This window comes from Streptomyces sp. NPDC002669 (assembly GCF_042889165.1).
Taxonomy (GTDB): domain Bacteria; phylum Actinomycetota; class Actinomycetes; order Streptomycetales; family Streptomycetaceae; genus Streptomyces.
Map to the genome: position 1 here is coordinate 74,725 of NZ_JBIAQQ010000008.1, position 26,123 is coordinate 100,847.

Sequence of the window (26,123 nt, forward strand, 5' to 3'; positions counted from 1 at the left end):
ACCACCCCCACCACCCGCACCCGCACCACCCGCCGTCCCGCCGGACGGGCCACACCACGGCCCGTCCGGCAACGCCGTACCAGGAACCGGCCCGGCCGACGCGCACCATGGCCCCATGGCCTCCGACCGCCCCGCGTACCGCATCAAACGACGCCTGCTCGGCAGGCCCCTCACCACGGAGCGCATCAGCGAGGAGAAGCTGAGCAACCGCACGGCGCTCGGGGTCCTCGCCTCCGACTGCATCAGTTCGTCCGCGTACGGCTCCGAGGAGATGCTCCGGGTCCTCGTACCCGTCGTCGGGGCCGCCGCCTTCACCCTGCTGATGCCGGTGACCGGCGCGATCCTGCTGGTCCTGCTGCTCCTGACGCTCTGTTACAGCGACGTCGTCATGATCTACACCCGGGCGGGCGGATCGTACGTCGTCGCGCGCGAGAACTTCGGGCCGAACGTCGCGCAGATCGCCGCCGTCGCCCTACTCGTCGACTACATCGTCACCGTCGCCGTGCAGGTCTCGGCCGGCACCAACGCGCTGATCTCGCTCGCCCACCTGGTCGGGGAGGACTTCACCGGCCTGGACCACCTCCAGCTCCCGGTCTCCGTCGGCGTCATCGTGCTGCTCGCGTACGGGAACCTGCGCGGCATCCGCGAGGCGGGCCGGGCCTTCGCGCTGCCCGCCTACCTGTTCATGACCGCCATCGGGCTCGTCCTCGTCGTCGCCCTGCTGCGCGAGCTGACGGGCGGGCTGCCGCACGCCGACCCGCACGCGGCCGGGGCCGTGCCGTTCGGCACCCCGGGCGAGGGCTGGCTGTACGGCGCCTCGCTCTTCATCGTGCTGCGCTCGTTCGCCAACGGCGGCTCGTCCCTCACCGGGCTCGAAGCGATCTCCAACGGCATCTCCGCGTTCCGCGAACCGCAGGGCCGCAACGCCCGCCGCACCCTGATCGCGATGAGCTGCGTGCTCGGCGTCCTGGTCCTCGGCGTCTCCACGCTGGCGCACTTCACCCACGCCGTCCCGTACGTCGACGGCACCCCGACCGTCATCGCGCAGGAGGCGCACCTCGCCTTCGGCGACGGGCCGGCGGGGACGGCCGGGCTGGTCCTCGTGCAGCTGGCGACCGCGCTGGTCCTCTACACCGGGGCCAACACCCCGTTCACCGGCTTCCCGTTCCTCGCCAGTTTCGTCGCCGAGGACCGGTTCCTGCCCCGGCAGCTGACCCGGCGCGGGCACCGGCTGGCGTTCTCCAACGGCATCGTCGCGCTGGCGGTCGTCTCGACGGCGCTGCTGCTGGTCACCGACGCCAGCGTGGACAGGCTGGTGGCGCTGTACGCGATCGGCGTGTTCACCGCCTTCACCATGGCCGGTGCCGGGCTCACCGCGTATCACCTGCGGCGCCGCGAGCCGTACCGCCGGACGAAGATCGCGGTCAACGGGCTCGCCGCGGTCATCTCGGCCGCGGTCGTGCTGATCTTCGCGGTCACCAAGTTCACCGAGGGGGCCTGGCTGGTCGTGGTGGTCTTCCCGCTCGGCGTGTGGGCGCTGACGCGGATCAACCGCGAGTACCGGCGCGAGGCCGCCGCGCTCCAGAGCCTTCAGCCGCCGGGGGCCGACCGGCCCCGGGGCCGCCGCCATCTGGTCTTCGTCCTCGTCGAGACGCTCGACCTGGCGACGATCAAGGCGCTGCGGTACGCGCACGAGCTGCGCCCGGACGAGATCAGGGCCGTGCACTTCGCGATCGACGAGGCGCACGGCCGGCGGCTGGCCGCCCGCTGGGAGGCGACGGCCGCCACGTCCGTACCCCTGGAACTGGTGGCCTGTCCGGACCGGCGGCTGCGCCACGCGATGGAGGAGCTGGCCGTCCGCACCACGCAGGACGGGACGACGGGGCTGACGGTGCTGGTGCCGCGGCGGATGTACACGAACGTGCTCGGCAAGCTGCTGCACCGGGGCACGGGCGAGCAGATGGCCAAGACGCTGGCGCGGCTGCCGCACGTGGCGGTGACGATCCTGCCGTTCGACGTGTCGCATGCGCTGCGCGAGCTGGAGGAGGGACGCGCGCCCCAGCCGGACTGAACCCGCGCACCGTGCGGGTGCGCGGGGCGTGCGGAGGGGTTACGGGGTGCGCGAGGCGTGTGCCTTCTGTTCGTCGTACGCCTCGCGCGCCGCCCGCACCGCGTCCAGCCGGCTCTCGGTCCAGCGCCCCAGCGCGACCACCTGCTCGGCGGCCTCCCGGCCCAGGCCGGTGAGCGAGTAGTCGACCCGGGGCGGGATCACCGGCTTCGCGTCCCGGTGCACGAACCCGTCGCGCTCCAGCGTCTGGAGGGTCTGGGCCAGCATCTTCTCGCTGACGCCGCCCACCTCGCGGCGCAGTTCGCTGAAGCGGTACGAGCGCTCCAGCAGCGCGGCCAGGATCAGGACGCCCCAGCGGCTGGTGACGTGTTCGAGCACCAGCCGGGAGGGGCACATCTGCCCGCTCACCACCTTCACACCGGGCCACCGGCCCTGGTTGCTCACTTCCATGCCAGTACCTTACTTCAAAGTGGGTACTTTCGATTAGTTAGTGAACCTCTTACGGTGGGTCCAGGAGCCCGAACAAGGACAGGCGCCACCCCCAGAAGGAGAAACCCATGAGCATCGTCGTCACCGGAGCCACCGGAGCGCTCGGCCGTCTCGTCGTCGAGGAACTGCTGGCCACCGTGCCCGCGAGCGGGATCGCCGCCGTCGTGCGCGACGCGGAGAAGGCGGCCCCGCTGGCCGGCCGCGGCGTCGAGCTCCGCATCGCGGACTACAGCCGGCCGGAGACCCTGAAGGACGCCTTCCGGGCCGGTGACCGGGTGCTGCTCATCTCCGGCAGCGAGGTCGGCCACCGCGTGCCGCAGCACACCGCCGTCATCGAGGCGGCCAAGGAGGCGGGCGTCGCCCAGCTCGCGTACACCGGCATCCTGGGCGGCCCCGACGCCGACTTCCGGCTGGCCGACGAGCACCGGGCCACCGAGCGGCTGATCCTCGAATCCGGCCTGCCCCACACCTTCCTGCGCAACGGCTGGTACACCGAGAACTACACGGCCAACCTCGCCCCGGTCCTGGCGCACGGCGCCGTCGTCGCCAACGCGGGCGAGGGCCGGATCGCCTCCGCCACCCGCGCCGACTACGCCGCCGCGGCCGCCGCCGTACTGACCGGTGAGGGCCACATCGGCGCGGCCTACGAGCTGAGCGGCGACGTCGCCTGGTCGCTGGCGGAGTACGCGGCCGAGATCGCGCGGGCCACCGGCAGGGAGATCGCGTACCGGAACGTCCCCGCCGCCGCGCACCGGGACATCCTGGTCGGCGCCGGTGTGCCCGAGCCCTTCGCGGAGATCCTCGTCGACGTCGACGAGGCGATCGGGCGCGGCCGGCTCGCCGGCACGAGCGGCGACCTGGCCCGGCTGATCGGCCGCCCCACGACCCCGCTCGCCGAGACCGTGGCCGAGGCCGTCGCCGCGGCCTGACCCCGGCACGCCCCCGGCGGACCGGGCGCCTCACCGGCGCCGCCCCGCCGGGGCCGCCCCATCGGGGCGCCTCCCGCGCGGCCCGGCGACCGGCCGGCGCCCCGGCGCACCACTCCCGCCGCGAAAGCGCCCCTGCCGCATCACCACCCCCACCCGCCCCGGCAGTCGGGCGTCATGACCGTAATGCGATACGGGTATGACTTGCGCCCCGCACGGCGCTACCGTCATGCAGTTGACGGAGCAACCGAATCGACCAGCCGGGAGGGCCCGTGAAGGGGAACAACGAACAGCGGGCCGGACTCCTGTCCGGCTTCGCGGCGTACGGCATGTGGGGGCTCGTCCCCCTCTTCTGGCCGCTGATGAAGCCCGCCGGGGCGGTCGAGATCCTCGCCCACCGCATGGTCTGGTCCCTCGGGTTCGTCGTGATCGCGCTGCTGGCGCTGCGCCGATGGGCCTGGATCGGCGAGCTGGTGCGACAGCCCCGCAAGCTCGCGCTGATCTCGGTGGCCGCGGCCGTGGTCACGGTCAACTGGGGCCTGTACATCTGGTCCGTGAACCACGACCACGTCGTCGAGGCGTCGCTCGGCTACTTCATCAACCCGCTGGTCACCATCGCCCTGGGCGTGCTGGTCCTGGGCGAACGGCTGCGCCCCGCCCAGTGGGTGGCGGTGGGCATCGGCGCCGCGGCGGTGCTGGTGCTGGCGATCGGCTACGGGCGGCCGCCGTGGATCTCGCTGACGCTGGCGTTCTCCTTCGCGCTGTACGGGCTGGCGAAGAAGAAGGTCAACATGGGCGGCCTGGAGTCGCTCACCGCCGAGACCGCCGTGCTGTTCGTGCCCGCGCTCGGCTATCTGCTGTGGCTGGGCGCGCGGGGCGAGTCGTCGTTCACCTCCGAGGGGCTCGGCCACACGGCCCTGCTGGCCTCGACGGGCCTCGTCACGGCGGTCCCGCTCGTCCTGTTCGGGGCGGCGGCGATCCGGGTGCCGCTCTCCACGCTGGGCCTGTTGCAGTACCTGGCACCCGTCTTCCAGTTCGGCCTGGGCGTCCTGTACTTCCACGAGGCGATGCCGCCGGAGCGGTGGGCCGGGTTCGCCCTGGTGTGGCTGGCCCTCACCCTGCTGACCTGGGACGCGTTCCGGACGGGGCGGCGCACCAGGATGCGGCTGCGGGAGGCCGGCCCGGCGACGGACCGGCCGGAGCACCCGGAGCGGCGGCCGTCCCCGGCACCCGTCCCCCACGAGGCCGCGGACACACAAATTTAGTTACTTGGTTGCTTCTTTAACTCGGTTGCGTTTTCCTGGAGGTCCACGGAAACACGACTGAGGAGTCCGCATGTCCGCAACAGCGCCCGTCACCCCCGTACTCGTCGTCGGTTCGGGCCCGACGGGTCTGACCCTCGCCTGCGACCTGGCCCGGCGCTCGGTCCCCGTACGGATCATCGACCGGTCCGAGGAGTTCCCGCGCAGCTCGCGGGCCAAGGGCCCCAACCCCCGCTCCCTGGAGATCCTGGAGGACCTGGGCGTCGTCGACCGGGTGCTGGCGGAGGGCTCCGCGCCGCTGCCCATGCGCAAGTACCGCGACGGGCTGCCGGTCGCCGACGCCGACCCGTCCGCGGGGACGCACCCCACGCCGGACGCCCCGTACGCCCATGGCCGGCTGATCGCCCAGTGGCAGCTGGAGGAGATCCTGCGCGACCGGCTGGCGGAGCACGGCGTCCGGGTCGAGCTGGGCACCGAGGCGGTCGGCCTGTCGCAGGGGCCCGAGTCGGTGACCGTCGCCCTCGCCGACGGCCGGAGCATCGAGGCGCGGTACGTGGTGGGCTGCGACGGCGGCCACAGCCCGGTGCGCAAGATGCTCGGCCTCCCGTTCGAGGGCAGGACGGCCGAGGAACAGGTGATGGTCTGCGGGGACGTCGAGGCGGAGGGACTCGACCGCGCCCTGTGGCACCAGTGGTTCGACGAGGACGGGGCCGTGATGCTGTGCCCGATCCCGGGCACGCGGACGGGCTGGTGGTTCCAGGCGGGGCCGGAGCGGGACGGGGCGGGAGCCCCGGTGCCGCCCTCCCTGGAGAGCTTCCGGCGGCTGTTCGCCAAGCACACCCGGCTGCCGGGCGACCGCCTCACGCGGGCCACCCTGCTGTCCACGTACCGGGTCAACGAGCGGATGGTGGACCGCTACCGGGTGGGCCGGGTGCTGCTGGCCGGGGACGCCGCGCACGTGCACTCCATCGCGGGCGGGCTGGGCATGAACACCGGCATCCAGGACGCGTTCAACCTGGGCTGGAAGCTCGCCCGGGTCGCCACCGGCCGGGCGTCGTCCGCACTGCTGGACACCTACGAGGAGGAGCGGCTGCCCGTGGCCGCCTGGACGCTGGACGTCTCCTCGGAACGGCTGCGGGCCACCCTCGAAGCGATCAAGCGACCGGGCGGCGGCCTGGACACGGCGATCACCGGGCAGACGACGGGGCTGGACCGGGGCTACCGCTGGAGCTCGCTCTCCCCCGCCGGTACGGTCGCCATCGGCCTGCGGGCCGGTGACCGCGCCCCCGACGCCCCCTGCCGCGACACGGCGACGGGCGAGCCGGTCCGCCTGTTCGAGGCGTTCGCCGGACCGCACTTCACGCTGCTGGGCTTCGGCCCGGACACGGCGGACGCGCTGCGGACGGTGGAGGCGGCGCACGGCGACACGGTGCGGGCGTACGGGGTGGACGCGGGGGCGCCGCGCGACCTGACCGACGAGGCGGGCCACGCCCGTACCGCGTACGGGGCCGGACCGGACACCGACGCCCTCGTCCTGGTCCGCCCCGACAACCACGTGGGGCTGATCGCCCCGGCGACGGAGGGCGGGGCGGTCGTGGACTACCTCGACCGGCTGGTGGGGACGGCCGGCGCGGCGTGATCCCGGTCGGCGGGGGGCCTTCCGGGCGCCCCGCCGACCGGACTTCCGCCCCACCCCGCCCCCTTGGCGCCGGCTCCGGTCAGCAGAGCGCCCCGGCGATCTCGTCCATCACCCGCCGCCAGTGCGCGCGGCGCTCCTCGCGTTCCGCCGCGTCCGCCAGGTGCTCCTGGTGGAAGCGCAGGACCGACTTCGTGCCGCCGGCGCCGGGCGCGGGCGAGACGGTGACCTGGACGGTCGTGGACCCGTGGGTGAGCCTGATCCGGCTGCCGGGGCGGTGGCCGCGCAGCTCGCCGGCCACCCCGTCGGTGGTGCGGTACGGCTCGCCCTTCTCCGTGGGCAGCCCGCCCGCCCCTTCGACCGGCCCGAGCCAGAGCCGTACGCCCTCCTGACCCGTGAGGAAGTCCCATACGGCCGCCGGGGGCAGGGGCAGGGTCCGCGAGACGCCGATCTCCCAGCCCGCGTCCTTCGTCAGTCCAGTGGGCATCATGACTCCTTCGGAGTGTGCCGGGCGCGGTGCGCCCGTACCTTGTGGAGGTTTCCGCAGCGCTCCATCGCGCACCAGCGCCGCCTGCCCGGCCGCGAGGTGTCGACGAAGAGCAACTTGCAGCTGTCGGAGCCGCATTCGCGGACGCGGTCGGCGTACGGGCCGGTGAAGAGTTCCACCGCGTCCCGGGCGACCGTCGACAGCAGGGCGGCCCCGGTGGCGTCCGGCGCCCAGGCCAGGGCCCCGGTGCCGGGGTCGATGCGGGGGACGAGCGGCGGCCCGGCCGCCGCCGCGTTCACCACGGCGAGATCGGACCGGGCGAGGGCCCGGCCGTGCGCCCGGTCGGCGGTCAGGCGCCACAGCGCGGCCCGCAGCTCGTGCGCCCGCGCCAGCTCCTCCTCGCTCACCGACAGGGAAAGCCCGCCCGGCAGCCGGCTCTCGCCCGCCCAGCGCACCAGGTCGTCGGGGGTGTGCAGCACCTCGTACGCGGTGTACCGCGAGTGCCCCCCGGTGGGCAGCAGCTCCAGGCACAGGGCCCCGGGATCGAAGCGGTAGGGACGGCCCTCCGGCGTATGAAGTACCAGCCCCGGAGCGTCCGTTGACGACTCACTCATGTAACCACTATAAACGGTTTCCATGACTCTGCACTGGAAAGTCGTCATCGACTCGACCGACCCGCACGCCCAGGCCGCCTTCTGGGGCGAGGCCCTCGGTTACCTCGTGGAGGACCACAGCGTCCTGATCGAGCGCCTGCTCGGCTTCGGAGCGGTCCCCGAGGACGTCACGCCGATGACGAACGGCCGCCGCGCCTGGCGCGACCTCGCGGGGGTCCGGCACCCCGACGACCCGTACGACGAGGACAGCGGGGCGGGCCTCGGCCGACGGCTCCTGTTCCAGCGCGTCCCGGAGGCCAAGACCACGAAGAACCGCCTCCACCTGGACGTCCACGCCGAACCGGGCCGACGCGAGGCCGAGGTCGAACGCCTGGTGGCCCTGGGCGCGACGGTGGTCCGCGAGGTCGCGGAGCAGGGCGGCACCTGGACGACGCTCACCGACCCGGAGGGCAACGAGTTCTGCGTGCAGTGACGCGGGTCGGCGCCCGGACCGCCTCCGGCCGACCGGAGGCGGTCCGGGCGGGTCGGGGACGAACGGGTCGGGCCCGTCGGCGGTTCTCAGACGGGCCAGGCCCGGTCCGGGGTGTCCAGCCAGACGGTCTGCCCTTCCGCCGTCACGGTGAGCCCGAACCGCTCGTGCCCGGGCCTTCCCTCGCCCTCCCACCAGCCATGGGCGGCCTCGGCCTCGTCCCAGAGCCGGCGGGGACCCGACTGCCAGACGCGGGCGGTGCCGCCGTCGCGGAACATCACGCACGCCCAGGAGCGGTCGGTGAGTCCGTAGAACCAGACGGGCCGTGCCCCGTCCCGCTTCTCCGCGACCACGTGGTGGCAGTGGGGCACCCGGAGACCGACCGCGAATTGCCGGGGGCCGAACCGCTCCCCCAGGAACGCGTCCTCCGTGAGCCGGGTGGACGACGCGTCCCGGCCCTCCGGACCGCTCGTCACGTAGTCGCCGTGGACGACCGGGGAGAGCCGCTGGGCCCGGAGCTTCATGAACTCGACCGGTCCGGTGAAGGACCCGGACGCGCTCCTCCCGTCCGGGGCGACGACGAGCCGGGCCACGCCGTCGCCGTTGCCGTAGTGCGTCCCCCAGGGAACGACGATCAGCCCGCCCGGCCGGGTCTGCTCCACCCAGGCGAAGGGGATGCGGCGTGCCCCGGCGGTGACGACGGCCCGGTCGTACGGGGCGCCCTCGGGGTGGCCTTCGTACCCGTCCCCGTGGACCACCCGCACCGCGGCCCCGAACCGGTCCAGCGCGGCTTGTGCCCGCTCGGCGACCACCCCGTCCACTTCCACCGTGACGACGTTCTCCGCACCGGCCCGGTGGGCCAGCAGAGCCGCGTTCCAGCCGGTACCGGTGCCGATCTCCAGCACCCGGTGCCCGGGGCGTACGTCCAGGTCCCGGAGCATCCGGAACACCACGCTCGGCATGGATGCCGACGACGTGGACACCTGCCCGGGCTCACGCCCGGCGTGCCGCCCGTCGTCCCACTGGGTGACCACGGGCACGTCCGCGTCCGCGTACCGGTGCCAGCTCTCCGGTTCGTCCGCGCGGGACACGGCGACACTCGCCCCCGCGCCCATGTCGAAGGGCCACATCAGCTCGGGAAGGAACGCCGACCGGGGCACGGCCTCGAAGGAAGGCACCCACTCCGGGTGGAGGGCCCCGCCCGAGATGAGGGCGCGCCCCAGTTCGGTCCAGCCCGGACGGCCCTGACACGTATCGGCAGTCATGGGTGCCCCCTCACTTCTTGGGCGGGTTGGGAACGCCGGGGCCTCCGTCCGGAGTCGGCGGAAGGGGCGGTCCGGGCCACGGCTCGCCCGGCAGACCGTCGCCCCCGTCGCCGCCATTGTTCTGAAGAATGCAGTAGGTCATGCCAGTTCCTTCCTGTTGTCGCTCAGTCGATTGCGCTCGGCGAGGCGATTGCGGATCAGACGGTTCGCTCGGGCCGTACGGAGAGGGTGTAGGTGCAGTCGGCGTCGGGGACGACGACGAGGAGCGGGTGGCCGTTCTTGAGGTGGGCGTGGGCGGCGCGCTGGCCGTGCTGGTCCCGGTACCAGGCGCGCAGTTCGGCGCTGTGGTCGGGGCCGGGGGTGTCGGGGAGGCGCATGGAGGGCTGGACCCAGGCGGAGCGGTGGGGGTCGGGGTCGAGCCGGTCCACGATCCACAACGCCTGCCCGCCCAGCCACCGCACCGCGAGCACGGGCGAGATGGTCCGGAAGGTCCCCAGCACGTACCGGGCCGTACGCCCGACCCCGTACACCGGCCCCTCCGCCACCGCCTCGCACCAATAACTCCCCGGCTGCACACGCCCGTTGATCTCGGCGTTCATGCGGGGCCGTCCATCCACATCACCCACGGCCGCTCGACCATCTCGGCGAAACCCGTGTGATCGGGATTGGCCCGCCAGTGCCCGAACGCCCACTCCTGCGCCCGCGAGGGATCGGTGAACGCGGCGGAATGCGCCCCGCACTCGTCGTCGAAATCATCCAGCGCGACGCACCGGAACCGATGGGTGACGGGCGGTGCGTCCGGCTCGGTGTCGGGCCGCAGCACCCACTTCACGAACCGGAACCTGCGCACGCTCACAGAATCCGCCCCGCACTGCGGGCATTGCACCGCGCGATCTCGGCCCTCAACCGCTCCATGGGCTCCGGAGCCCGGACGTTCGCCGGCTCGGCCTCCCACTCCGTACCGCCGCACACCGGCCGTAACGACCAGTACGGACCGGACACACCCCGGAACTCACCCACCCGGTTCCGATGGCCGGTATCCACCAACAGCGTTCCGGTAAGCGGAACTTGTGGGGGTTCCTGCTGACTCGCGGCAGTATTCTCTTCGGACACCGCCGACTCCTCTCCGTAACGGTTCCGCTACCAAGGGGGATCAGCGTGGCCTAGAGTCAGGAACCCTTCAAGTAACCGAAATAGAAGGAAGGGATGCGTGGAAGCATGGTCAATCGCAAGCAGTTAGACCCTGAAGCCGGCCCGGAAGCGGCCTACGGAGCCCGTATGCGCAGGCTGAGAGAAGGGCACGGCTGGAGTCAGGAAGACTTGGCCAGGCTGCTGGGATATTCCAGCCAGCATATTTCGGCCATTGAAACTGCTCGGAAGTCAGCAACCCTTCCGTTCTCGTCCAAGCTTGATGCCGCCTTCGGCGCCGCCGGCTCCGCCGACTCGTTCGAACGGGAGTGGCACAAGATCCGGCACGGGGTGCTGCTGCAAGGGTTTCCCGAGTACGTGGGCTACGAAGGCCGAGCAGCAGAGATTCGGCTCTACAACGTCGGAATCATTCCCGGTCTGCTCCAAACACCGGCGTACGCAAGAGTGTTGGCGGACAGCGCTGTACGGCGGGGAGCGATCACACCTGACCAGGCTGCCGAACGAGTCGCGTTTCTGGCCGAACGGCAAGCAGCACTGAAACGGCCCCATCCCCCCATGATGTTTGTGACCATGGACGAGAGCTGCATCCGTCGGCCCATTGGCGGGACTGATGTCATGGACGCCCAGCTGGCATACCTGCAAGAGTTTGCCGAGCTGCCGAACGCCCTGCTCCAGGTGGCGCCGTACGAGATAGGCGAGCGACGTACGTTCGACCTGCCCGTCAATCTCCTGACGATGCCTGATCGATCCGTGATCTGCTACGCCGAGTCCCAGGCCCAGGGACATCTCGACCGTGAGAGTGCGTCTGTACTGCCCATGTTGACGGCCTACCATCAGTTGCAGGGCGAAGCGCTGTCTCCGGCAGCGTCCATGGCCATGATCAGCCAGTTGCGAAAGGGCACCCCGTGACGACCGAATCCCCCCGCTGGTTCAAGTCCTCGTACAGCAACAACGGCGGCGACTGCATCGAGGTCGCCGCCAACCTTGTCGCCTCGCGCGGCGTGGTTCCCGTCCGCGACTCCAAGAACCCGCACGGCCCGGTGCTGAACGCCTCCCCCGCCTCGTTCACCACCTTCGTCGCAGGCATCAAAGCCGGAGAGTTCGGCGCCATCTGACCAGCAGGACCAGCGCATCCGCTCCGAGAGCACCCCGCCGCACAACACACGGCGGGGTGCTCTCGTTGTCGTGAGTTGGGGGCTGTTGGTTTGTTCTCCCGGCCCGGAGGGCACCTGGCACGCGACACGACCCCGGACTCGAAAGGGCACCCCGTGACGACCGAATCCCCCCGCTGGTTCAAGTCCTCCCACAGCGAGAACGGCGGACAGTGCGTGGAGGTCGCCACCGACCTCACCGCCGTCCGCGACTCCAAGAACCCGCACGGCCCGGTGCTGAACACCTCCCCCGCCTCGTTCACCACCTTCGTCGCAGGCATCAAAGCCGGAGAGTTCGGCACCATCTGACCATCGGGGGCCCTGCCGGAGGCAACGCCCGGTCTGGTCGGCGGATCATCGGTCTCGGGAGGCCGGACATGGACCCTTCCCGTCGCAGCGTGCTCGGTGCCGCCCTGTTCTCCGTCGCGCTGACCGTCCCCGACTGGCCGGACGTGGTGGGGCGCATGGAGGCCGTGCAAGAAGGCACCCGAACCCGCATCGGCATGTCCGACGTGCACACGGTGTCGGCCATGACGGAACAACTCTCGTCGATGGACGATCAGTTCGGGGGCCGGACCGCCCGTCCCCTCGCTGCGGCCTTCCTGGTGAACACCGTTGCCCCGTTCCTCAGGACCGACGGCCCCGAGTCCGTGCGCAGAGCCATGATGTCCGCCGCCTCCGACCTCTGCTACCTCACCGGGTACATGGCGGTCGACGAGGGCCTGCACGGGCTCGCCCAGCGCTACTACCTGAAGGCGCTGGAGCTCGCGGGAGCGTCGGAGGACCATCTGACGTACTGCACCACGCTCCGGGGAATGAGTGTGCAGGCGGTGGATCTGGGGCAGGGGCCGATCGCCATGCGGCTCGCGGATGCCGCTGCGGCCTCCTCTCCTCAGGCCGGACCGCGCATGCGTGCCTTTCTCGTCGGCCAGCAGGCGCACGCCGCCGCACAGATCGGTGACCGTCGTTCCGCGCTCATACATTTGCAGGAGGCCGAGACCGCCATGGACAAGGCGGAGTCCCGCGGGAAGACGTTCGGCTCGTACGACCCCGCGTCGCTCAACTACCACACCAGCCAGGTGCGGTTCGAAATGGGCGATGTGCACGGCGCCGTTGCCGCCATGCAGGAGTCGGACCGGCTCCGGCACGGCGTCTACCGGCGCACCCGTGTCAAGGAACGGGCGATCCTCGCCGAGCGGCAGCTCGCCGTGGGGCACCTCGAAGCCGCGTGCCGGACCTGGGGGCTCGCGCTGGACGACTACCCGCTGGTCGACTCCGGGCGCATCGACAAGCGGATGACGGACATGTTCGATCTCATCCGCCCCCACATCCGGAACCACGAAGCCCAGCAGCTGTACGAACGTGCGCGGGAGACCGTTCGCCCCGAACTCGTCCCGGCATGACGAGCGCCCTCGGGCGGGCGGCGCGAGGTCAGTGGTCAGGGGCGGACAGGTCCTCGTCGCACAGGCCGGTTCGGCAGCACACGGGCAGCCAGTCGGCCGCGACCTCCCGGACCCGTTGCAGGCGTGCCCGGTCCGGCTCCACCACCGTGAGGATCTCGAACGCGGCGCCGGCGGTGCCGAGGGACCGGTTCGACATCACCTCTCCGTAGAGCAGCCAGAGGCCCTGCCGGGCGAGGCCCCGGCACAGTTCCGGAAGATGGAGGCCCCGCCGGGCGGATTCCCCGTCCGTTCCCTCGCCCGCCACCAGGTGGTGCAGGAGGTCGAGGAACCGCTCCCGGGCCGTCGGTACGACGTCGTCGTCCGCGAGGGCGGCCAGGGCGACGGACGCCACCGCGGGGGCCGGCTCCCACAGAACCACCGCGGACCAGACGTGCTCTTCGAGGTCGACGCCGCCCGGTTCCCGCCCGGCTCCCCCGCCCGCCAGCCGCCGCAGGTCCCGGGCCAGGTGCTGCGCCGGGCCGCCGCATCCGCACAGCATGCCGCCCCAGTCGTGCCGGGCGATCTCCATCTCGACAAGTCGCATGGCTCCCGTGCCTCAGGTGGTCATGCCGGTCGATGACGCGGCGGCGGGCGGGACGGGCGTGGCCTGGTGGTAGTACATCTGCCACGTCCCGGCCGCACCCTGCTTGCGCCAGAGCGAACTGCGCCGCGCCCGCTCGCCGTCCAGCGTGGTCTCGTAGGTGAGGTGCACCAGCCCGGGTGCCAGCAGGACACCGGTGAACCCCGAAGGTTCGTAGTGCGGACCGCTTTCCGTCGCGCTGTCCATCTCGGGCAGCGCGGCGAGCATCTCGTCGTACGTCCACCGTCGTCCCGAAGCGCCGACCTCCACGAATTCCGGGTCCAGCAGCTCTCGGGCGAGTGCGCGTGACATGCGGACACCGGGGTCCATGAGGCGCAGCTCGCCCGCGATCGCTTCGTTTACCTCGTCCGTCTCTCGGCTCATGCGGGCATCCTCGCCCGGGGGACCGGGTCCGCCGCAACCGGGTTACCGCGCGCAGGGCGCAGCCGGCCTCCGAGCCGGGTCCGAAGACGTCCGTTCCGCGGATCGACGCGCTGCGACCATGGATGGATGACAAGCCACAACGAGCCCGTCGACTGGCAGGCGCTGGCCGACAGCATCGGCGCCGATCCGCAGTCCGGCGGCGACCGCACCGCCCGGCGGGCCATCTCCTTCCTGCTGGGTGACGAGGCGATGCGCGGGGCGGTGGACTGGTACGTCGAGGGCCTCCCGGCCTCCGAACACGCGCGTTCGGTCCTGCGGCTGCTGCAGCCCGACGCCGCCCGGTCCCGGTGCCTGGAGATCTACCGCACCGACCCGGATCCGGAACGTCGGCGCCTCGCCGTCGAGTTGCTGCGTGTCGTCGCCACGGCCGATGACCTCCCGCTGGTCGGCGAGTTCCTCGCCGACGCCGATCCGGCCGTCCAGACCTGGGGCATCGGCGTGCTCGACCAGCTGTTGTTCCGCGGCCACATCGACGCCGACGACGCGGAGCCCTTTCTGCGAGCCGCGGAACACCATCCGAACCCGCAGGTCCGCGAGAAGCACGCGTACCTGCGGGCTCACCTGGAATCCTCCGCCCATCGCGGTTGAACGCCGGTGCGGCCCCGCCGGGTTCTCCCGATGGCCCGGCGGTGCGCCGGACGAATTCCGGGCCGGCTCCTCCTAGCCGAGGCGCGCCATCTCCTCCTCCGAGAGACGCAGCGCGCCGGCCGCCACGTTCTGGGCGAGGTGGTCCGGGTCGCCGGTGCCCGGGATCGCCAGGACGTGCGGGCCCTGGTGCAGGGTCCAGGCCAGCCGGATCTGCGCGGGGGTCGCACCGTGCGCGCGGGCGACGGCACGCACCTCCTCGTCGGCGCCGGGGGCCGGGCCCGCCTCCCGGCCGGAACCGGCGATCGCGAAGAACGGGACGAAGGCGATGCCGAGTTCGCCGCAGCGCCGCAGGAGCGCCCGGTCCTCGCTCGCCGCGCCGATCCCGTACGGGTTCTGCACGCAGACGACCGGGGCGATGGCCAGGGCCTCGGTCAGCTGCCCGGACGTGACGTTGGAGACGCCGAGGTGGCGGATCAGCCCGGCCTCGCGCAACTCGGCCAGGGCCCCGAAGTGCTCGGCGATCGACCCGTTGCGCCGGCTCGGCGGCACGCGCAGGTTCACCACGTCCAGGTGGTCGCGGCCGAGCTGGCGGAGGTTCTCCTCGACCTGGCCGCGCAGCTGCTCCGGGTCGGCCCACCACCACGCGCCCGAGGGGTCGCGGGCCGGCCAGACCTTGGTGGTGATGACCAGGTCGTCCGGGTACGGTGCCAGCGCCCGGTTGATCAGTTCGTTGGCGGAGCGCGTCGCGGAGAAGTAGAACGCGGCGGTGTCGATGTGGTTCACGCCGAGTTCGACCGCCCTCCGGAGCACACCGATCGACCGCTCGCGATCACGCGGGACGCCGCCGAAGGGCTCGGTACCGGTCAGGCGCATCGCGCCGAACCCGACGCGGTTGACGGTCAGGTCACCGAGCCGCCAAGTCCCGGTTGTTTCCTGGGGGTTCGTCCGTATGTTCATGGCATGGCCCATCTCTTGCGGGTCGGGAAACGAGGAACCGGCGGGCCGCCCGGAGGGTGTCTCACGACAGGCCCCCACCGGCGCCGGGGCAGGCCCCGGGCATGAAAAAAAGCCTCCCCGGCGGATCGGAATCCGCGCCGGGAAGGCTCATCTGCTGGTCGGGACTTTAGCAGGCGGTCGAACACGGGGACTGCGGAGGGGAAGGTTTCCCGGTGGCCCAGCAGGGGGCCTCGGCAGCGGGGTTCTCGGCAACGGTTGAGGAGCCCGTACGCCCGGCCCTCCGTCACCGGGGCGGGGCGTACGGGTCACAAGTCCGGTGATCCGGTTACCGGCAGCACCCTCCGGCCCCGGGGCCGGTTTCGGCGGCCTCCCCGGCCGCGGCGGGAGTGCCGAGCTGGACGAGCTGCGGCTCGGGCGCGCAACAGCCGCCGTCGCCCCGAGCGGCTTCGGGGGCGTCGAAAAGGCCGGCGCCGCCGCAGACCCCGGTCTCGGGCAGGGTGAGTTCCACGCGGTCGGCGGACTCGATGTCGCCGGCGAGGGCGGCGGCGACGGAGCGGACCTGCTCGTAGCCGGTCATGGCGAGGAAGGTCGGGGCGCGGCCGTAGGACTTCATGCCGACCAGATGGACGCCCTGCTCCGGGTGGGAGAGTTCGCGGTGGCCGTGCGGGTAGACGGTGCCGCAGGAGTGCTGGTTGGGGTCGATCAGCGGAGCCAGGGCGACGGGGGCCTGGAGTCGTTCGTCGAGGCCCAGGCGCAGCTCGCCGAGGAAGGACAGGTCGGGGCGGAAGCCGGTCAGCACGATCACCTCGTCGACCGGGTCCAGGCGGCGCCCGTCCTCGCCGACCAGAACGAGGCGGCCGTCGGCGCCGGGCTCGATCGCCTCGGTGCGGAAGCCGGTGACCGCGTCCGCGTGACCGGCGTCGACGGCGGCCTTCGCCGCCAGGCCGAGCGCGCCGCGGGCGGGGAGCTGGTCGGCTTCGCCGCCGCCGAAGGTGGTGCCGGAGATGCCCCGGCGCAGGATCCACACGCCCTTCGTACCCGCACCCTCGTCGGTCCCGGCGAGGTCGGCGAGTTGGGCGAGAGCGGTGAAGGCGGAGGCGCCGGAGCCGATGACGGCGGTGCGCCCGCCCGCGTACCGGGCGCGCACGGCCGGGTCCCTCAGGTCCGGGACGCGGTAGGTGATCCGGCCCGCGGCGGCCTTCTCGCCGAGCGCGGGCAGCCCGCTGCCGCCGGCCGGGCCCGGCGTGGCCCAGGTGCCGGAGGCGTCGATGACCGCGCGGGCGAAGAGGCGCTCCTCACGGCCGTCGGCGGGGGTGAGGTGCACGACGAACGGCTGCCGCTCACGGTCGGCGTCCACGATCCGGTCCCGGCCGGCCCGGGAGACACCGGTGACGGTGGCGCCGGTGCGGACGCGGTCGCCGAGCGCGTCGGCGAGCGGCTGCAGGTAGAGGTCGGCCCAGTCGCCGCCGGAGGGGTAGGCGGCCGGGTCGGGGTGTGTCCAACCGGTGGGGGTCAGCAGCTTCTCGGCCGCGGGGTCGACGACTTCGCCCCAGGTGGAGAACAGGCGCACGTGCGACCACTCGCGCACCGCGGCGCCGGCCGCCCCGCCCGCCTCCAGAACCAGGGGCTCGACGCCCCGGTCGAGCAGGTGGACGGCGGCGGCCAGGCCGACGGGCCCGGCCCCGATCACGACGACGGGCAGCTCGGTGGCAGTGGACGCGTGCACGGCGACTCCTCACTTGTTTCGACATCCGTCGATGGCTTGCACGGCCCAGAATGACACCTGCATCGATGAGCGTCAACATAGACATTCATCGAAATCAGGCGTTCACCGATGGAGCGCATCCACGGCACCGCCGCCGGCGCTCTCGATACCACCGGGGCGACCGGACGCCGCCGACATACCTCCTCCCACTGGTTCGACATGTGTCAACATAGATACATGTCGAATGCGAAGGTGCTGCCGCTGCTCGAACCCGTCGACGGCCGGAGCGTGGCGCCGTGCTGCCCGCCGCTGACCGAACGCCCGATGACCGCGGAAGAAGCCGGGACGGCCGCGCGGATGTTCAAGGCGCTGGGCGACCCGGTCCGGCTGCGGCTGTTCTCCGCCGTGGCCTCGCACGAGGGCGGCGAGGCATGCGTGTGCGACATCTCCGACGTCGGCGTCTCCCAGCCGACCGTCTCCCACCACCTGAAGAAGCTGAAGGAGGCCGGGCTGCTCACCTCCGAGCGGCGCGGCACCTGGGTGTACTACCGCGTCGAGCCCTCGGTGCTCGCCGCGATGGGCAAGCTGCTGACTCCGTCGGCCGCGGCCTGACGGTCGTCGGGGAGGGGGGAGAAGCGTTGAGCGGAGCATCGGGCGCGGTGGTCGTGCCGCTGACGGCGGAGCACGCCGAGCAGGTGCTGGCCATCTACCGGGCGGGCATCGACGAGGGCGACGCCACCTTCGAGACCAGCCCGCCGACCTGGGAGGAGTTCGACGCCGCGAAGCTGCCCGAACACCGCTTCGCCGCCCTCGACGAGGCGGGGGCGGTGCTGGGCTGGGTGGCGGCGAGCCGGGTCTCGGACCGGTGCGCGTACGCGGGTGTGGTCGAGCACTCCGTCTACGTCCACCCCGCCGCCCGCGGCCGGGGCGTCGCCTCCGCCCTGCTCAAGGCCCTGGTCGACTCCACCGAACGGGTCGGGATCTGGACGATCCAGTCGGGGATCTTCCCCGAGAACACCGCCAGCCTCGCCGTTCATCGGCGCACCGGTTTCCGGGTCATCGGCACGCGCGAGCGGATCGGACGCCACCGCGGCGTCTGGCGCGACGTGGTCCTCGTCGAGCGCCGCAGCCCCGCCGTCACCTGACCGTCAGTCCCGCCGTCACCCGCCTGCCGGGCCCGCCCCTCGGTCCCGCCCGGCGGTCGCGCGGGCGGCGTCGCGGGCCGGGCGGCCGACGCCGATGAGGGTGGCCGAGGCCGGGCCGGTCCAGTCCCCGTAGCCGAGCAGGTGCAGCCGCGGCTCGCCGAGCGCCCGCGTACCGGCGGTGGGGATGTGTCCGCGCGCGCCGCGCAGATCCAGCGGGGCGAGGTGGGACAGGGCCGGGCGGAAGCCGGTGCACCAGATGACCGCGTCCACAGCGGCGTGGCTGCCGTCGGCCCACCGGACGCCGTCGGCGGTGAGCCGGTGGAACATCGGCTTCGCGGTCAGGAGTCCGGCGTCGCGGGCGGCGCGTACGGGCGGCACCGCGACGATGTCGCCGAGCGAGGCCACCCCGCCGGTGTCGTCGCGGCCGGCGTCGAGTGCGCGGCGGCGGGCGGTGGCGACGTCGAACAGGGCGCGGCCGTCGATGTCGTCCGGGAGGAAGCGCGCCGGGCGCCGGGTCGCCCACGTCACTTCGACGCGGCCGTCGAGGGCGAGGTCGGCGGCGATCTGGGCGCCGGAGTTGCCGCCGCCGACCACGAGGACGCGTCGGCCGGCGAACCCGGACGGGGAGCGGTAGTCCACGGTGTGGAGCTGTTGCCCGGTGAAGACGCCGCGGCCGGGGACGGCGGGGAGGAAGGGCCGTGACCAGATGCCGGTGGCGCTGATGACCGCGCGGGCCCGCCAGGTGCCGCAGTCCGCCTCGACCAGGAGGCGGCCCGCGTCGCGGCGTACCGCCTCCACGCGGGTGCCGTGCTGGACGGGAAGGTCGTAGCGCTTCTCGTAGTCGGCGAGGTAGCTCACCACGTGTCGGGCGTCCGGGTACGTCTCACCCGTCTGTGCGGGCATGAGGCGGCCGGGCAGGGAGGAGTGCTGTGCCGGGGAGAACAGGTGCAGCGAGTCCCACATGTGCTGCCAGGCCCCGCCCGGCGCCGGATCGGCGTCGAGAATCACGAAGTCCAGGCCCTGGCGGCGCAGGTGGTAGCCGGCGGCGAGACCTGCCTGGCCGCCGCCGACCACCACCACGTCGGTGCGCCGGGTCATGGAGCCGTCGTCACCGCGTCGGCGGCGAACTTCCTTCGCCAGGCGAGCGCGACGTACACGAGTCCGATCAGGACGGGTACTTCGATGAGCGGTCCGACGACGCCGGACAGGGCCTGGCCGGAGGTGACGCCGAAGGTGGCGATGGCGACCGCGATGGCCAGTTCGAAGTTGTTGCCCGCCGCGGTGAAGGCGAGGGTTGCCGTGCGGTCGTAGGCCAGGCCCAGCCCCTTGCCGAGCAGGAAGGTGCCGAAGAACATGACCGCGAAGTACACCAGCAGCGGCAGCGCGATCCTGACCACGTCCAGGGGCTGCGAGGTGATCGTCCTTCCCTGGAGGGCGAAGAGGACGACGATCGTGAAGAGCAGCCCGTACAGGGCCCACGGGCCGATCTTCGGCAGGAACTTCGCCTCGTAGCCGGCGCGGCCCATCTTCCGCTCGCCGATGCGGCGGGTGAGGAAGCCGGCCAGCAGCGGGATGCCGAGGAAGATGATGACGTTGAGGGCGATGTGCCATACGGAGACGTCCAGGCCCTGGCCGTCGCCGAGGTTCAGCCACCTGGGCAGCAGGTCGAGGTAGAACCAGCCGAGCAGGCCGAACGCGAGCACCTGGAACACGGAGTTGAGGGCGACGAGGACGGCGGCGGCCTCGCGGTCGCCGCAGGCGAGGTCGTTCCAGATGATGACCATGGCGATGCAGCGGGCGAGCCCGACGACGATCAGACCGGTGCGGTACTCGGGCAGGTCCGGCAGGAAGATCCACGCGAGGGCGAACATGACGGCCGGGCCGACGATCCAGTTGATGACCAGCGAGGAGACCATCAGCTTGCGGTCGCCGGTGACGGTGTCGAGCCGGTCGTAGCGGACCTTGGCCAGCACCGGGTACATCATGACCAGCAGGCCGAGCGCGATCGGCAGGGAGATCCCGCCGATCTCGATCCTCGCGAGCGCGTCGTTCATCCCCGGGACCAGACGCCCCAGCCCCAGGCCGACGGCCATGGCCAGCAGGATCCACACCGCGAGGTAGCGGTCGAGGGTGGAGAGCTTCCGGACGATCGAGTCGTCCCCGGCAACCCCGGCAGCGGTGGTGGGTTCGGCGGGGGTCACGGGCAGGCCCTCTTGTTCTCGGCGGCGGTGCGGGCGGAGGCGGCGAGTTCGGCGAACTGCTTGGACAGACCGGCCATGACCTCGGGCCTGAGCCTGTAGTACGTGAACCGGCCGCACGGCTCGGTCTCCACGATCCCGGCCTCGCGCAGCACCTTCATGTGGTTGGACAGGTTGGTCTGCTTGGCTCCGGTCTCCTCGACCAGGTGCGTCGTGCAGAGCGTCTCGCGCGCCAGCAGAGTCACGATCTTCAGGCGGAGCGGATCGCCCAGCACCCGGATCACATCAGCGTCGACTGAAGTCAGCATGCACTGATACTGTCACATCACCGCCCGCTGATACCAGTGGGGGCTGAACCCATCGGCGGCCTCCGCCGCGTGACGAAAGAGAACGATCGCCATGGCCGAGTCCTCCGACAAGCCGTCCGTCCTGTTCGTCTGCGTCCACAACGCCGGCCGTTCCCGGATGGCCGCGGCCTGGCTCGCCCACCTCGCCGGGGACCGGATCGAGGTCCGCTCGGCGGGGTCCGCCCCGGCCGATTCGGTCAATCCGGCCGCCGTCGCGGCGATGGCCGAGGTCGGCATCGACATCTCCGCCGAGGTCCCCCAGCTCCTGACCGTCGATGCCGTCCGGTCCTCCGACGTCGTCATCACGATGGGCTGCGGGGACGCCTGTCCCGTCTTCCCCGGCAAGCGCTACCTCGACTGGCGGCTCGACGACCCGGCGGGCCTGGGCGTCGAGGCCGTCCGTCCGATCCGGGACGAAATCAGGTCCCTGGTGGAGGAGTTGATCGCCGGGATCGCGCCCGCCTGAGCGGGTCCGGCCCCGGGGGCATGTCCGCCGCTACGGGTCAGGCGGGGGTGCAGCGGCTGTCGGTCCGGCCGACCGGCCCGTTCGGGGGGCGTCCGTGAAGGGGCGAGACGTCGGCGGGCCCTGCCGGCGTACTTCTTGACTGCGGGCACCGTCACGCCGAGCACGTGCGCGATGTGGTCGAACGGCACGGCGAACAGGTCGTGCAGGACGTGGGCGACCCGTTGGGGCGGGGTCAGCCGGTTCAGCGGACCACGAGGGCACGGAAGACGCCCCCTTGCGGAGCAACTCCTCGTCCACGGTCAGCTGTTCGGCCGGGATCTCGAAGCAGCGGTGCCCGAACGGTGCTGCCCTAACCCTGCTGGGTGGCGAACAGTTCCAGGTGCCCGCAGTGGGGGCACCGGTAGGCGTCGATCTGCAGATGCGGCCGGCCCATCCGCTTGGCATTGCCCAAGGGGCCCTTCTCAAGGGGGCCCGCGACCCACTGAGAGAACCCGCGGGCTCCCTGTCCGAGGTCTTCGATGAAGCCCTGTTCCAGCCCCACCGCACCGCATTGGGTGCACCGTATGTTGTTCGACATGCTGTTCATCGGGGGAGTCTAGACGGCGGTCGCGGGCGTGGGAGCCCCTTGGGACCCGGCCCTTCCCGTCGCTCCGGCCGCCCCCACCGGCGGGCCGGGGATCAGGCGTCGGCGTACTGGGCCGCGTACTCCTCGCTGGGCGGGACGACCGTGATGACGTCGATCAGCACGCCGTCGGGGGCGGCGACGATGAAGTGGCGCTGGCCGAACTCCTCCGTGCGCAGCGACAGCACCTCGGGGAGGCCGGCCACCGTCACGAGCCGCCGGTGCTCGGCGTCCACGTCGTCCACCTCGAAGTTCAGCAGCAGGCCGCCCCGGAGCGCGCTCCGGTGGCTCTCGGGGTAGGTCGGGTGGGTGTGGTCCAGCAGGGCCAGCTCGTACTGCGGGGCGTCGGAGCGGCGCAGGCTCACGTACCAGTCCGCCTCGAAGGTCACCTCGAACCCGAGGTGGCGGGTGTAGAAGTCGCGGGAAGCGGCCACGTCGCGGGTGGCCAGCACCGGGTAGAAGCCGCCGAGTCCGGCCGGGCGGCCGTCCGTGGTGGCAGCGCGGCCGTCCGTGGTGGCAGGGGTCTTCGTCATGGCAGGGTCCTTCCGTCAATTTCACATACCCCGGGTATGTGAATCGTGATGTTAGCGTACCCCGGGTATGTGAATGGAGAGGGAGGTCCGCACGCGATGGCGGTCAACCGGGCGGAACAGCGGGCGGCCACGCGGCGGGCGCTGCTGGACGAGGGGCGGCGCCGGTTCGCGGCCGACGGCTACCACCACGTGGTGCTGGCCGAGGTGGCGCGGGCCGCCGGGGTCACCAAGGGGGCCGCCTACCACCACTTCGACAGCAAGGCGGGGCTCTTCCGGGCCGTCGTCGCCGAGGTCCAGCAGGAGCTGGGCGAGCGGGTGGCCGCCGCGGCCGAGCGGTACGAGGACCTCTGGGAGCAGCTCCGGGCCGACTGCCGGGCCTTCCTCGCCGCGGGGACCGATCCGGCCGTGCGGCAGATCCTGCTGGTCGACGCGCCGACCGTACTGGGCTGGGACGAGTGGCGGGCCATGGACGAGGAGTCCTCGGCCCGGCACCTCGCGGAGGCCCTGGCGGCGCTCGCCGGGGCCGGGATCATCGCGGATCAGCCGGTGGAGCCCCTGGCCCGGCTGCTCTCGGGGGCGATGAACGAGGCAGCGCTCTGGATCGCCCGGGGCGGGGATCCGCAGGCCGCGGAACAGGCGCTCGACCGGCTCCTGTCCGGGCTGCGCGCCCCGGCCTGAGCTCCCGCGCAGCCGCAGGACGGCGAGGGCCCGGACGGCCGGGGACGCCGGAAGGCCCGGGATGCCAGGGGCCCGGACGGGCGGGGACGCCGGAGGCCGGGGCCTTTCGGTTCCCCGGCCGTACCGGTCATCGCCCGGCGGGCCCTTCCGTCACTTGCGCCAGAACAGGTGGTGCGTCACGCCGCTCGGGCTGGGCACGACGTCGAGGTGGAACCGGTCGAGCAGTTCGTCGGGGGACTCCCAGAGCCGCGAACCGGCCCCGAGCTTCACCGGTGAGACCGCCACGTGCAGGGTGTCGACGAGATCGGCTTCGAGGAACTGCCGGATGGTCGCGGCCCCGCCGCCCAGCCGGACGTCCTTGCCCCGCGCCGCCTCCCGCGCCTTTTCGAGCACCGCGGCCGGTTCGTCGTCGATGAAGTGGAACGTGGTGTCGGAGAGCGTGAACGAGGGCCGCGTGTGGTGCGTCATCACGAACACCGGGGTGTGGAACGGGGGTTCGTCGCCCCACCAGCCGAGCCAGTCGTGGTTCTGCCAGGGTCCGCGCTGGGGGCTGAACTTGTTGCGGCCCATGATCTCGGCGCCGATGTTGTTCGCGAAGTCCCGCGTGAAGTAGTCGTCGAGGCCGCGGCTCCCGCCGGGGTCGGTGCGGTTGGGCCAGCTCGCCGTGGCCCCGGCCCAGCTGAACATGGTCCCCGGGTCGGCGTGTCCGAACGGCCTCTCCAAACTCTGGCCCTCACCAGCGCCGAACCCGTCGCTCGACACGTTGAAGTTCTGGACCCTCAGCAGTTGTTGCACGTACTTCCTCCTGTGCTCGGCATCGGTGAATGAGACGGTTCGGACCGGGAAAACTCATCGGGGCCGGGCCGGCGTCGGCGCACGGTCGCGACCGACAGCCGCCCGCGCTTCAGGCCCACACCACTTTGACCATGGCCCGCCCTGCCGAAGCCGCCCGCCCGTAGAGCCGGCGAAGATCTTCGTGATGACGCAGGAACTCCTGCCTGACCTGCGCTTCTCCTCCGAAACGGCCGCAGGCCCCCGCACCGGCGAGGCTCCACAACTCGTCGAAGGAGACCCTCGCGAGGAAGTCCGCGGCCCGCGCCACCCCGGGCGGCTCCAGAAGCATCATGGGCGGGTCGGAGGGGGCGGCACCGGCTCCGTGCGCCACGGGGCGGCCGCCGTAGACCGGTAGCTCCCAGATCCTGCCCCCGCCCCCGTCCACGTCCATGTCCGTGTCGGGGGCATCGGCCGCGGCGTAGAGGTCGTTCACGAAGCCGAAGACCTTCTCGATCGAGCCGGCCACACCCTCCGCGTACTCGGCGGGGTGGTTCTGCCACGCCTCGTACATGAACGCCGCGAGCCAGGTGTGGTCGTCCCGGATCTCCGACTGCGCGACGGCGCGAAAGTGCAGGTGGATACTCATCGCGACGAGTCCCCGGTTCAGCGGCCCCTGGTCGGGCCGGGCGGACAGACCCTATTCGACGGCACTGACAATCGAGGGCCCGTCTCCCGGCGGTGCGGCGATCCGCTTCTCGAACCAGTGGTGGGCGTACGGCTCGTCGTTGAAGGCCGCGACCTCCTGGAAACCGAAGGACCGGTACAGGTTGATCGCGGCGCCGAGCGCCCTGTTGGTGTCCAGCCGCAATGTGTCGCAGCCGTGCCGGGCGGCCCGGTCCTCCAGTTCGGCCAGGAACCGGCGGCCGAGTCCGAGCCTGCGGGCCCGGGGGGCGACCCACATGCGCTTGATCTCCGCCGGGCCCCCGGGCGGCAGCTTCACACCGGCGCAGCCGACGGGCTCGCCGTGCAGCCGGGCGACCAGGAACAGGCCGCGCTCCGGCCGGAGTTCGCCCGCGTCGGGCAGCAGGCTGAGCGCGGGGTCGAAACCGGTCTCGAAGAGCCCGCGCACCTCGTCGAAGTAGGACGTGAGGCAGTACCGGGCGTCGGGGTGGTCGGGGTCGACGACGTCCAGGGCGACCGTCGCCGCGGTCAGCAGCCGGTCCACCTCGGCCATGGCCGCGACCAGCCGGGCGCGTTGCGCGGAGTTGAGCGGTTCCAGGAGGGAACCGGCCAGCTCGTTGCTGCGGTCGTCGATCAGGGACCGCTCCGCCCGCCCCCTCCCCGTGAGCCGCACCGTGCGCACGCGCCCGTCCCGGGGGTGCGGCTCCACCACCACCAGGCCGTCGGCCTCCAGGGAGCGCAGCAGCCGGCTGACGTACCCGGAGTCGAGCCCGAGCCGCTCGCGCAGACGCCGTACGTCCAGGCCCTGTTCGCCGATCTCCCAGAGCAGCCGGGCCTCGCCGACCGGCCGGTCGCGGCCCAGGTAGTGGTCGTGGAGCACGCCCACGCGTTCGGTGACGGTGCGGTTGAACCGCCGTACCAGGTCGATCCGTTCATCCATTCTCTGACCTTAGTCAGAGAATGCTGCGGAGGCGGGGCGGATGCACCGTGCCGCGGCCCCGGACGGGGAGCGTCCCCCGTCCGGGGCCGCGCCCGGCCGGTCAGTCCTTCACCACGTCCTGCGGGTACCAGCGCAGCTCGACGGTGTTGCCGTCCGGGTCCCGGACGTACACCGACTGCGCCTCGCCCCGGGCGCCGGACCGGGAGACCGGGCCCTCCAGCACGTCGAAGTCGCCCGAGTCGATGACCTCCTGCCAGTCCAGCGGCTCGACGACCAGGCAGATGTGGTCCACGTTCGACTCATGGCGCGGCCGGCCCAGCAGGTCGATGATCGTCACCGGGCTGACCCGTACCGAAGGGAACGGGAACGTGCCCGCCCGCCACTCGTCCACCTTGATCGGCTCCAGGCCGAGAAGGCCGCAGTAGAACTCCAGGGATCGCTCGACGTCCTGCACGTTGAGCACCAGATGGTCGAAGTCCTTCACTCTCACTCGCACGTACGGCCTTT

General features: G+C 72.1%; 35 protein-coding genes. 14 read left to right on the forward strand and 21 right to left on the reverse strand.

The genetic code is table 11. The features are described 5' to 3' along the window. The first annotated feature begins 115 nt into the window (after positions 1–115). Positions 116–2,071 (forward strand): APC family permease, encoded by a 1,956-nt coding sequence (locus tag ACFYW1_RS14760; RefSeq protein WP_388991528.1) that lies wholly within the window; start codon positions 116–118, stop codon positions 2,069–2,071. A gap of 39 nt (positions 2,072–2,110) precedes the next feature. Here the strand turns inward: ACFYW1_RS14760 and ACFYW1_RS14765 are convergent, their stop codons facing one another. Then, the gene (locus ACFYW1_RS14765) at positions 2,111–2,518 is read right to left on the reverse strand and encodes a winged helix-turn-helix transcriptional regulator (protein ID WP_388991530.1); all 408 of its coding nucleotides are present in this window, start codon (positions 2,516–2,518) and stop codon (positions 2,111–2,113) included. Between the two features lie 107 nt (positions 2,519–2,625). On the opposite strand from ACFYW1_RS14765, the gene ACFYW1_RS14770 reads away from it, so the two are divergent. The 3 genes from ACFYW1_RS14770 (at position 2,626) to ACFYW1_RS14780 (ending at position 6,384) form a co-directional block, all read left to right on the forward strand. Beyond that, positions 2,626–3,486: an SDR family oxidoreductase gene (locus tag ACFYW1_RS14770; RefSeq protein WP_388991532.1), complete on the forward strand. Its 861-nt coding sequence runs from the start codon at positions 2,626–2,628 to the stop codon at positions 3,484–3,486. A 269-nt stretch (positions 3,487–3,755) separates the two neighbouring features. After that, positions 3,756–4,748: an EamA family transporter RarD gene (gene rarD, locus ACFYW1_RS14775; RefSeq protein WP_388991534.1), complete on the forward strand. Its 993-nt coding sequence runs from the start codon at positions 3,756–3,758 to the stop codon at positions 4,746–4,748. Between the two features lie 70 nt (positions 4,749–4,818). Continuing rightward, a complete protein-coding gene (locus tag ACFYW1_RS14780) occupies positions 4,819–6,384 on the forward strand; it encodes an FAD-dependent monooxygenase (protein ID WP_388991536.1) in 1,566 nt (521 codons plus the stop codon). A gap of 79 nt (positions 6,385–6,463) precedes the next feature. On the opposite strand, the gene ACFYW1_RS14785 is transcribed toward ACFYW1_RS14780, so the two are convergent. Together ACFYW1_RS14785 and ACFYW1_RS14790 are read right to left on the reverse strand one after the other, a co-directional pair. Further along, positions 6,464–6,868, reverse strand: a complete 405-nt coding sequence (locus ACFYW1_RS14785) for an SRPBCC domain-containing protein (protein WP_388991538.1) — start codon at positions 6,866–6,868, stop codon at positions 6,464–6,466. Beyond that, complete coding sequence (locus ACFYW1_RS14790; RefSeq protein ID WP_388991540.1) at positions 6,868–7,482, reverse strand: CGNR zinc finger domain-containing protein; 615 nt, start codon at positions 7,480–7,482, stop codon at positions 6,868–6,870. Before ACFYW1_RS14790 ends, ACFYW1_RS14785 begins: the two co-directional genes overlap by 1 nt. 22 nt (positions 7,483–7,504) lie before the next feature. Here ACFYW1_RS14790 and ACFYW1_RS14795 point away from each other — a divergent pair, with 22 nt between their 5' ends. Next, positions 7,505–7,954 (forward strand): VOC family protein, encoded by a 450-nt coding sequence (locus tag ACFYW1_RS14795; protein ID WP_388991542.1) that lies wholly within the window; start codon positions 7,505–7,507, stop codon positions 7,952–7,954. An 86-nt stretch (positions 7,955–8,040) separates the two neighbouring features. Here ACFYW1_RS14795 and ACFYW1_RS14800 read toward each other — a convergent pair whose 3' ends face one another. From ACFYW1_RS14800 to ACFYW1_RS14815, 4 genes are all read right to left on the reverse strand, one after another. Further along, positions 8,041–9,216: a methyltransferase domain-containing protein gene (locus ACFYW1_RS14800; RefSeq protein ID WP_388991544.1), complete on the reverse strand. Its 1,176-nt coding sequence runs from the start codon at positions 9,214–9,216 to the stop codon at positions 8,041–8,043. A gap of 197 nt (positions 9,217–9,413) precedes the next feature. Beyond that, positions 9,414–9,815 carry a hypothetical protein gene (locus ACFYW1_RS14805; protein ID WP_388991546.1) on the reverse strand — a complete coding sequence of 134 codons (402 nt, stop codon included), beginning with the start codon at positions 9,813–9,815 and terminating at the stop codon, positions 9,414–9,416. Continuing rightward, positions 9,812–10,066, reverse strand: coding sequence for a hypothetical protein (locus tag ACFYW1_RS14810; protein ID WP_388991548.1), 255 nt, complete (start codon positions 10,064–10,066; stop codon positions 9,812–9,814). The genes ACFYW1_RS14805 and ACFYW1_RS14810 overlap by 4 nt, the downstream gene beginning before the upstream one ends. A gap of 2 nt (positions 10,067–10,068) precedes the next feature. Beyond that, positions 10,069–10,329: a hypothetical protein gene (locus tag ACFYW1_RS14815; protein WP_388991550.1), complete on the reverse strand. Its 261-nt coding sequence runs from the start codon at positions 10,327–10,329 to the stop codon at positions 10,069–10,071. A 105-nt stretch (positions 10,330–10,434) separates the two neighbouring features. Between ACFYW1_RS14815 and ACFYW1_RS14820 the strand changes: the two genes are divergently transcribed. From ACFYW1_RS14820 to ACFYW1_RS14835, 4 genes are all read left to right on the forward strand, one after another. Next, the gene (locus ACFYW1_RS14820; protein ID WP_388991552.1) at positions 10,435–11,274 is read left to right on the forward strand and encodes a Scr1 family TA system antitoxin-like transcriptional regulator; all 840 of its coding nucleotides are present in this window, start codon (positions 10,435–10,437) and stop codon (positions 11,272–11,274) included. Further along, positions 11,271–11,480 carry a DUF397 domain-containing protein gene (locus ACFYW1_RS14825; RefSeq protein WP_388991554.1) on the forward strand — a complete coding sequence of 70 codons (210 nt, stop codon included), beginning with the start codon at positions 11,271–11,273 and terminating at the stop codon, positions 11,478–11,480. The genes ACFYW1_RS14820 and ACFYW1_RS14825 overlap by 4 nt, the downstream gene beginning before the upstream one ends. 153 nt (positions 11,481–11,633) lie before the next feature. Then, positions 11,634–11,825, forward strand: coding sequence for a DUF397 domain-containing protein (locus ACFYW1_RS14830; RefSeq protein WP_388991556.1), 192 nt, complete (start codon positions 11,634–11,636; stop codon positions 11,823–11,825). Between the two features lie 68 nt (positions 11,826–11,893). After that, positions 11,894–12,919 (forward strand): transcriptional regulator, encoded by a 1,026-nt coding sequence (locus ACFYW1_RS14835; protein WP_388991558.1) that lies wholly within the window; start codon positions 11,894–11,896, stop codon positions 12,917–12,919. A 28-nt stretch (positions 12,920–12,947) separates the two neighbouring features. On the opposite strand, the gene ACFYW1_RS14840 is transcribed toward ACFYW1_RS14835, so the two are convergent. Together ACFYW1_RS14840 and ACFYW1_RS14845 are read right to left on the reverse strand one after the other, a co-directional pair. Next, positions 12,948–13,502 (reverse strand): hypothetical protein, encoded by a 555-nt coding sequence (locus ACFYW1_RS14840; RefSeq protein ID WP_388991560.1) that lies wholly within the window; start codon positions 13,500–13,502, stop codon positions 12,948–12,950. Between the two features lie 12 nt (positions 13,503–13,514). After that, positions 13,515–13,922: a DUF4440 domain-containing protein gene (locus ACFYW1_RS14845; RefSeq protein ID WP_388991562.1), complete on the reverse strand. Its 408-nt coding sequence runs from the start codon at positions 13,920–13,922 to the stop codon at positions 13,515–13,517. 126 nt (positions 13,923–14,048) lie between these two features. On the opposite strand from ACFYW1_RS14845, the gene ACFYW1_RS14850 reads away from it, so the two are divergent. Beyond that, positions 14,049–14,570 (forward strand): HEAT repeat domain-containing protein, encoded by a 522-nt coding sequence (locus ACFYW1_RS14850; RefSeq protein ID WP_388991564.1) that lies wholly within the window; start codon positions 14,049–14,051, stop codon positions 14,568–14,570. Between the two features lie 72 nt (positions 14,571–14,642). Here ACFYW1_RS14850 and ACFYW1_RS14855 read toward each other — a convergent pair whose 3' ends face one another. Both ACFYW1_RS14855 and ACFYW1_RS14860 read right to left on the reverse strand, forming a co-directional pair. After that, positions 14,643–15,527 carry an oxidoreductase gene (locus ACFYW1_RS14855; RefSeq protein ID WP_388991566.1) on the reverse strand — a complete coding sequence of 295 codons (885 nt, stop codon included), beginning with the start codon at positions 15,525–15,527 and terminating at the stop codon, positions 14,643–14,645. 325 nt (positions 15,528–15,852) lie between these two features. Beyond that, positions 15,853–17,253: an NAD(P)-binding domain-containing protein gene (locus tag ACFYW1_RS14860; RefSeq protein WP_388991568.1), complete on the reverse strand. Its 1,401-nt coding sequence runs from the start codon at positions 17,251–17,253 to the stop codon at positions 15,853–15,855. A gap of 216 nt (positions 17,254–17,469) precedes the next feature. Here ACFYW1_RS14860 and ACFYW1_RS14865 point away from each other — a divergent pair, with 216 nt between their 5' ends. Then, positions 17,470–17,844, forward strand: coding sequence for an ArsR/SmtB family transcription factor (locus ACFYW1_RS14865; RefSeq protein ID WP_388991570.1), 375 nt, complete (start codon positions 17,470–17,472; stop codon positions 17,842–17,844). A 26-nt stretch (positions 17,845–17,870) separates the two neighbouring features. Continuing rightward, positions 17,871–18,377, forward strand: a complete 507-nt coding sequence (locus ACFYW1_RS14870) for a GNAT family N-acetyltransferase (protein ID WP_388991572.1) — start codon at positions 17,871–17,873, stop codon at positions 18,375–18,377. Between the two features lie 15 nt (positions 18,378–18,392). On the opposite strand, the gene ACFYW1_RS14875 is transcribed toward ACFYW1_RS14870, so the two are convergent. From ACFYW1_RS14875 to ACFYW1_RS14885, 3 genes are read right to left on the reverse strand one after another with little or no spacing between them, the layout of a single operon-like run. Next, complete coding sequence (locus ACFYW1_RS14875; protein ID WP_388991574.1) at positions 18,393–19,475, reverse strand: ArsO family NAD(P)H-dependent flavin-containing monooxygenase; 1,083 nt, start codon at positions 19,473–19,475, stop codon at positions 18,393–18,395. Beyond that, positions 19,472–20,578, reverse strand: coding sequence for an ACR3 family arsenite efflux transporter (gene arsB / locus ACFYW1_RS14880; protein WP_388991576.1), 1,107 nt, complete (start codon positions 20,576–20,578; stop codon positions 19,472–19,474). Before arsB ends, ACFYW1_RS14875 begins: the two co-directional genes overlap by 4 nt. Next, complete coding sequence (locus ACFYW1_RS14885; protein ID WP_388991578.1) at positions 20,575–20,883, reverse strand: ArsR/SmtB family transcription factor; 309 nt, start codon at positions 20,881–20,883, stop codon at positions 20,575–20,577. The genes arsB and ACFYW1_RS14885 overlap by 4 nt, the downstream gene beginning before the upstream one ends. Positions 20,884–20,974: 91 nt before the next feature. Here ACFYW1_RS14885 and ACFYW1_RS14890 point away from each other — a divergent pair, with 91 nt between their 5' ends. Continuing rightward, a complete protein-coding gene (locus ACFYW1_RS14890) occupies positions 20,975–21,388 on the forward strand; it encodes an arsenate reductase ArsC (RefSeq protein ID WP_388991580.1) in 414 nt (137 codons plus the stop codon). Here the strand turns inward: ACFYW1_RS14890 and ACFYW1_RS14895 are convergent. The 3 genes from ACFYW1_RS14895 to ACFYW1_RS14905 form a co-directional block, all read right to left on the reverse strand. Next, positions 21,271–21,576 (reverse strand): hypothetical protein, encoded by a 306-nt coding sequence (locus ACFYW1_RS14895; RefSeq protein WP_388991582.1) that lies wholly within the window; start codon positions 21,574–21,576, stop codon positions 21,271–21,273. The genes ACFYW1_RS14890 and ACFYW1_RS14895 overlap by 118 nt on opposite strands. A gap of 161 nt (positions 21,577–21,737) precedes the next feature. Beyond that, complete coding sequence (locus ACFYW1_RS14900) at positions 21,738–21,965, reverse strand: hypothetical protein (RefSeq protein ID WP_388992118.1); 228 nt, start codon at positions 21,963–21,965, stop codon at positions 21,738–21,740. A gap of 101 nt (positions 21,966–22,066) precedes the next feature. Beyond that, complete coding sequence (locus ACFYW1_RS14905) at positions 22,067–22,543, reverse strand: VOC family protein (RefSeq protein ID WP_388991584.1); 477 nt, start codon at positions 22,541–22,543, stop codon at positions 22,067–22,069. A 96-nt stretch (positions 22,544–22,639) separates the two neighbouring features. On the opposite strand from ACFYW1_RS14905, the gene ACFYW1_RS14910 reads away from it, so the two are divergent. After that, a complete protein-coding gene (locus tag ACFYW1_RS14910; protein WP_388991586.1) occupies positions 22,640–23,221 on the forward strand; it encodes a TetR/AcrR family transcriptional regulator in 582 nt (193 codons plus the stop codon). Positions 23,222–23,371: 150 nt separating this feature from the next. Here the strand turns inward: ACFYW1_RS14910 and ACFYW1_RS14915 are convergent, their stop codons facing one another. The 4 genes from ACFYW1_RS14915 to ACFYW1_RS14930 all read right to left on the reverse strand — a co-directional run bounded on the left by ACFYW1_RS14915 (position 23,372) and on the right by ACFYW1_RS14930 (position 26,106). Further along, entirely contained in the window at positions 23,372–24,016 is a 645-nt protein-coding gene (locus ACFYW1_RS14915; RefSeq protein ID WP_388991588.1) for a dihydrofolate reductase family protein, read from the reverse strand. Between the two features lie 109 nt (positions 24,017–24,125). Continuing rightward, positions 24,126–24,641 carry a DUF1877 domain-containing protein gene (locus ACFYW1_RS14920; protein ID WP_388991590.1) on the reverse strand — a complete coding sequence of 172 codons (516 nt, stop codon included), beginning with the start codon at positions 24,639–24,641 and terminating at the stop codon, positions 24,126–24,128. A 51-nt stretch (positions 24,642–24,692) separates the two neighbouring features. Then, complete coding sequence (locus ACFYW1_RS14925; RefSeq protein WP_388991592.1) at positions 24,693–25,616, reverse strand: GNAT family N-acetyltransferase; 924 nt, start codon at positions 25,614–25,616, stop codon at positions 24,693–24,695. Positions 25,617–25,716: 100 nt separating this feature from the next. Next, positions 25,717–26,106 carry a VOC family protein gene (locus ACFYW1_RS14930; RefSeq protein ID WP_388992121.1) on the reverse strand — a complete coding sequence of 130 codons (390 nt, stop codon included), beginning with the start codon at positions 26,104–26,106 and terminating at the stop codon, positions 25,717–25,719. Positions 26,107–26,123: the final 17 nt, after the last annotated feature.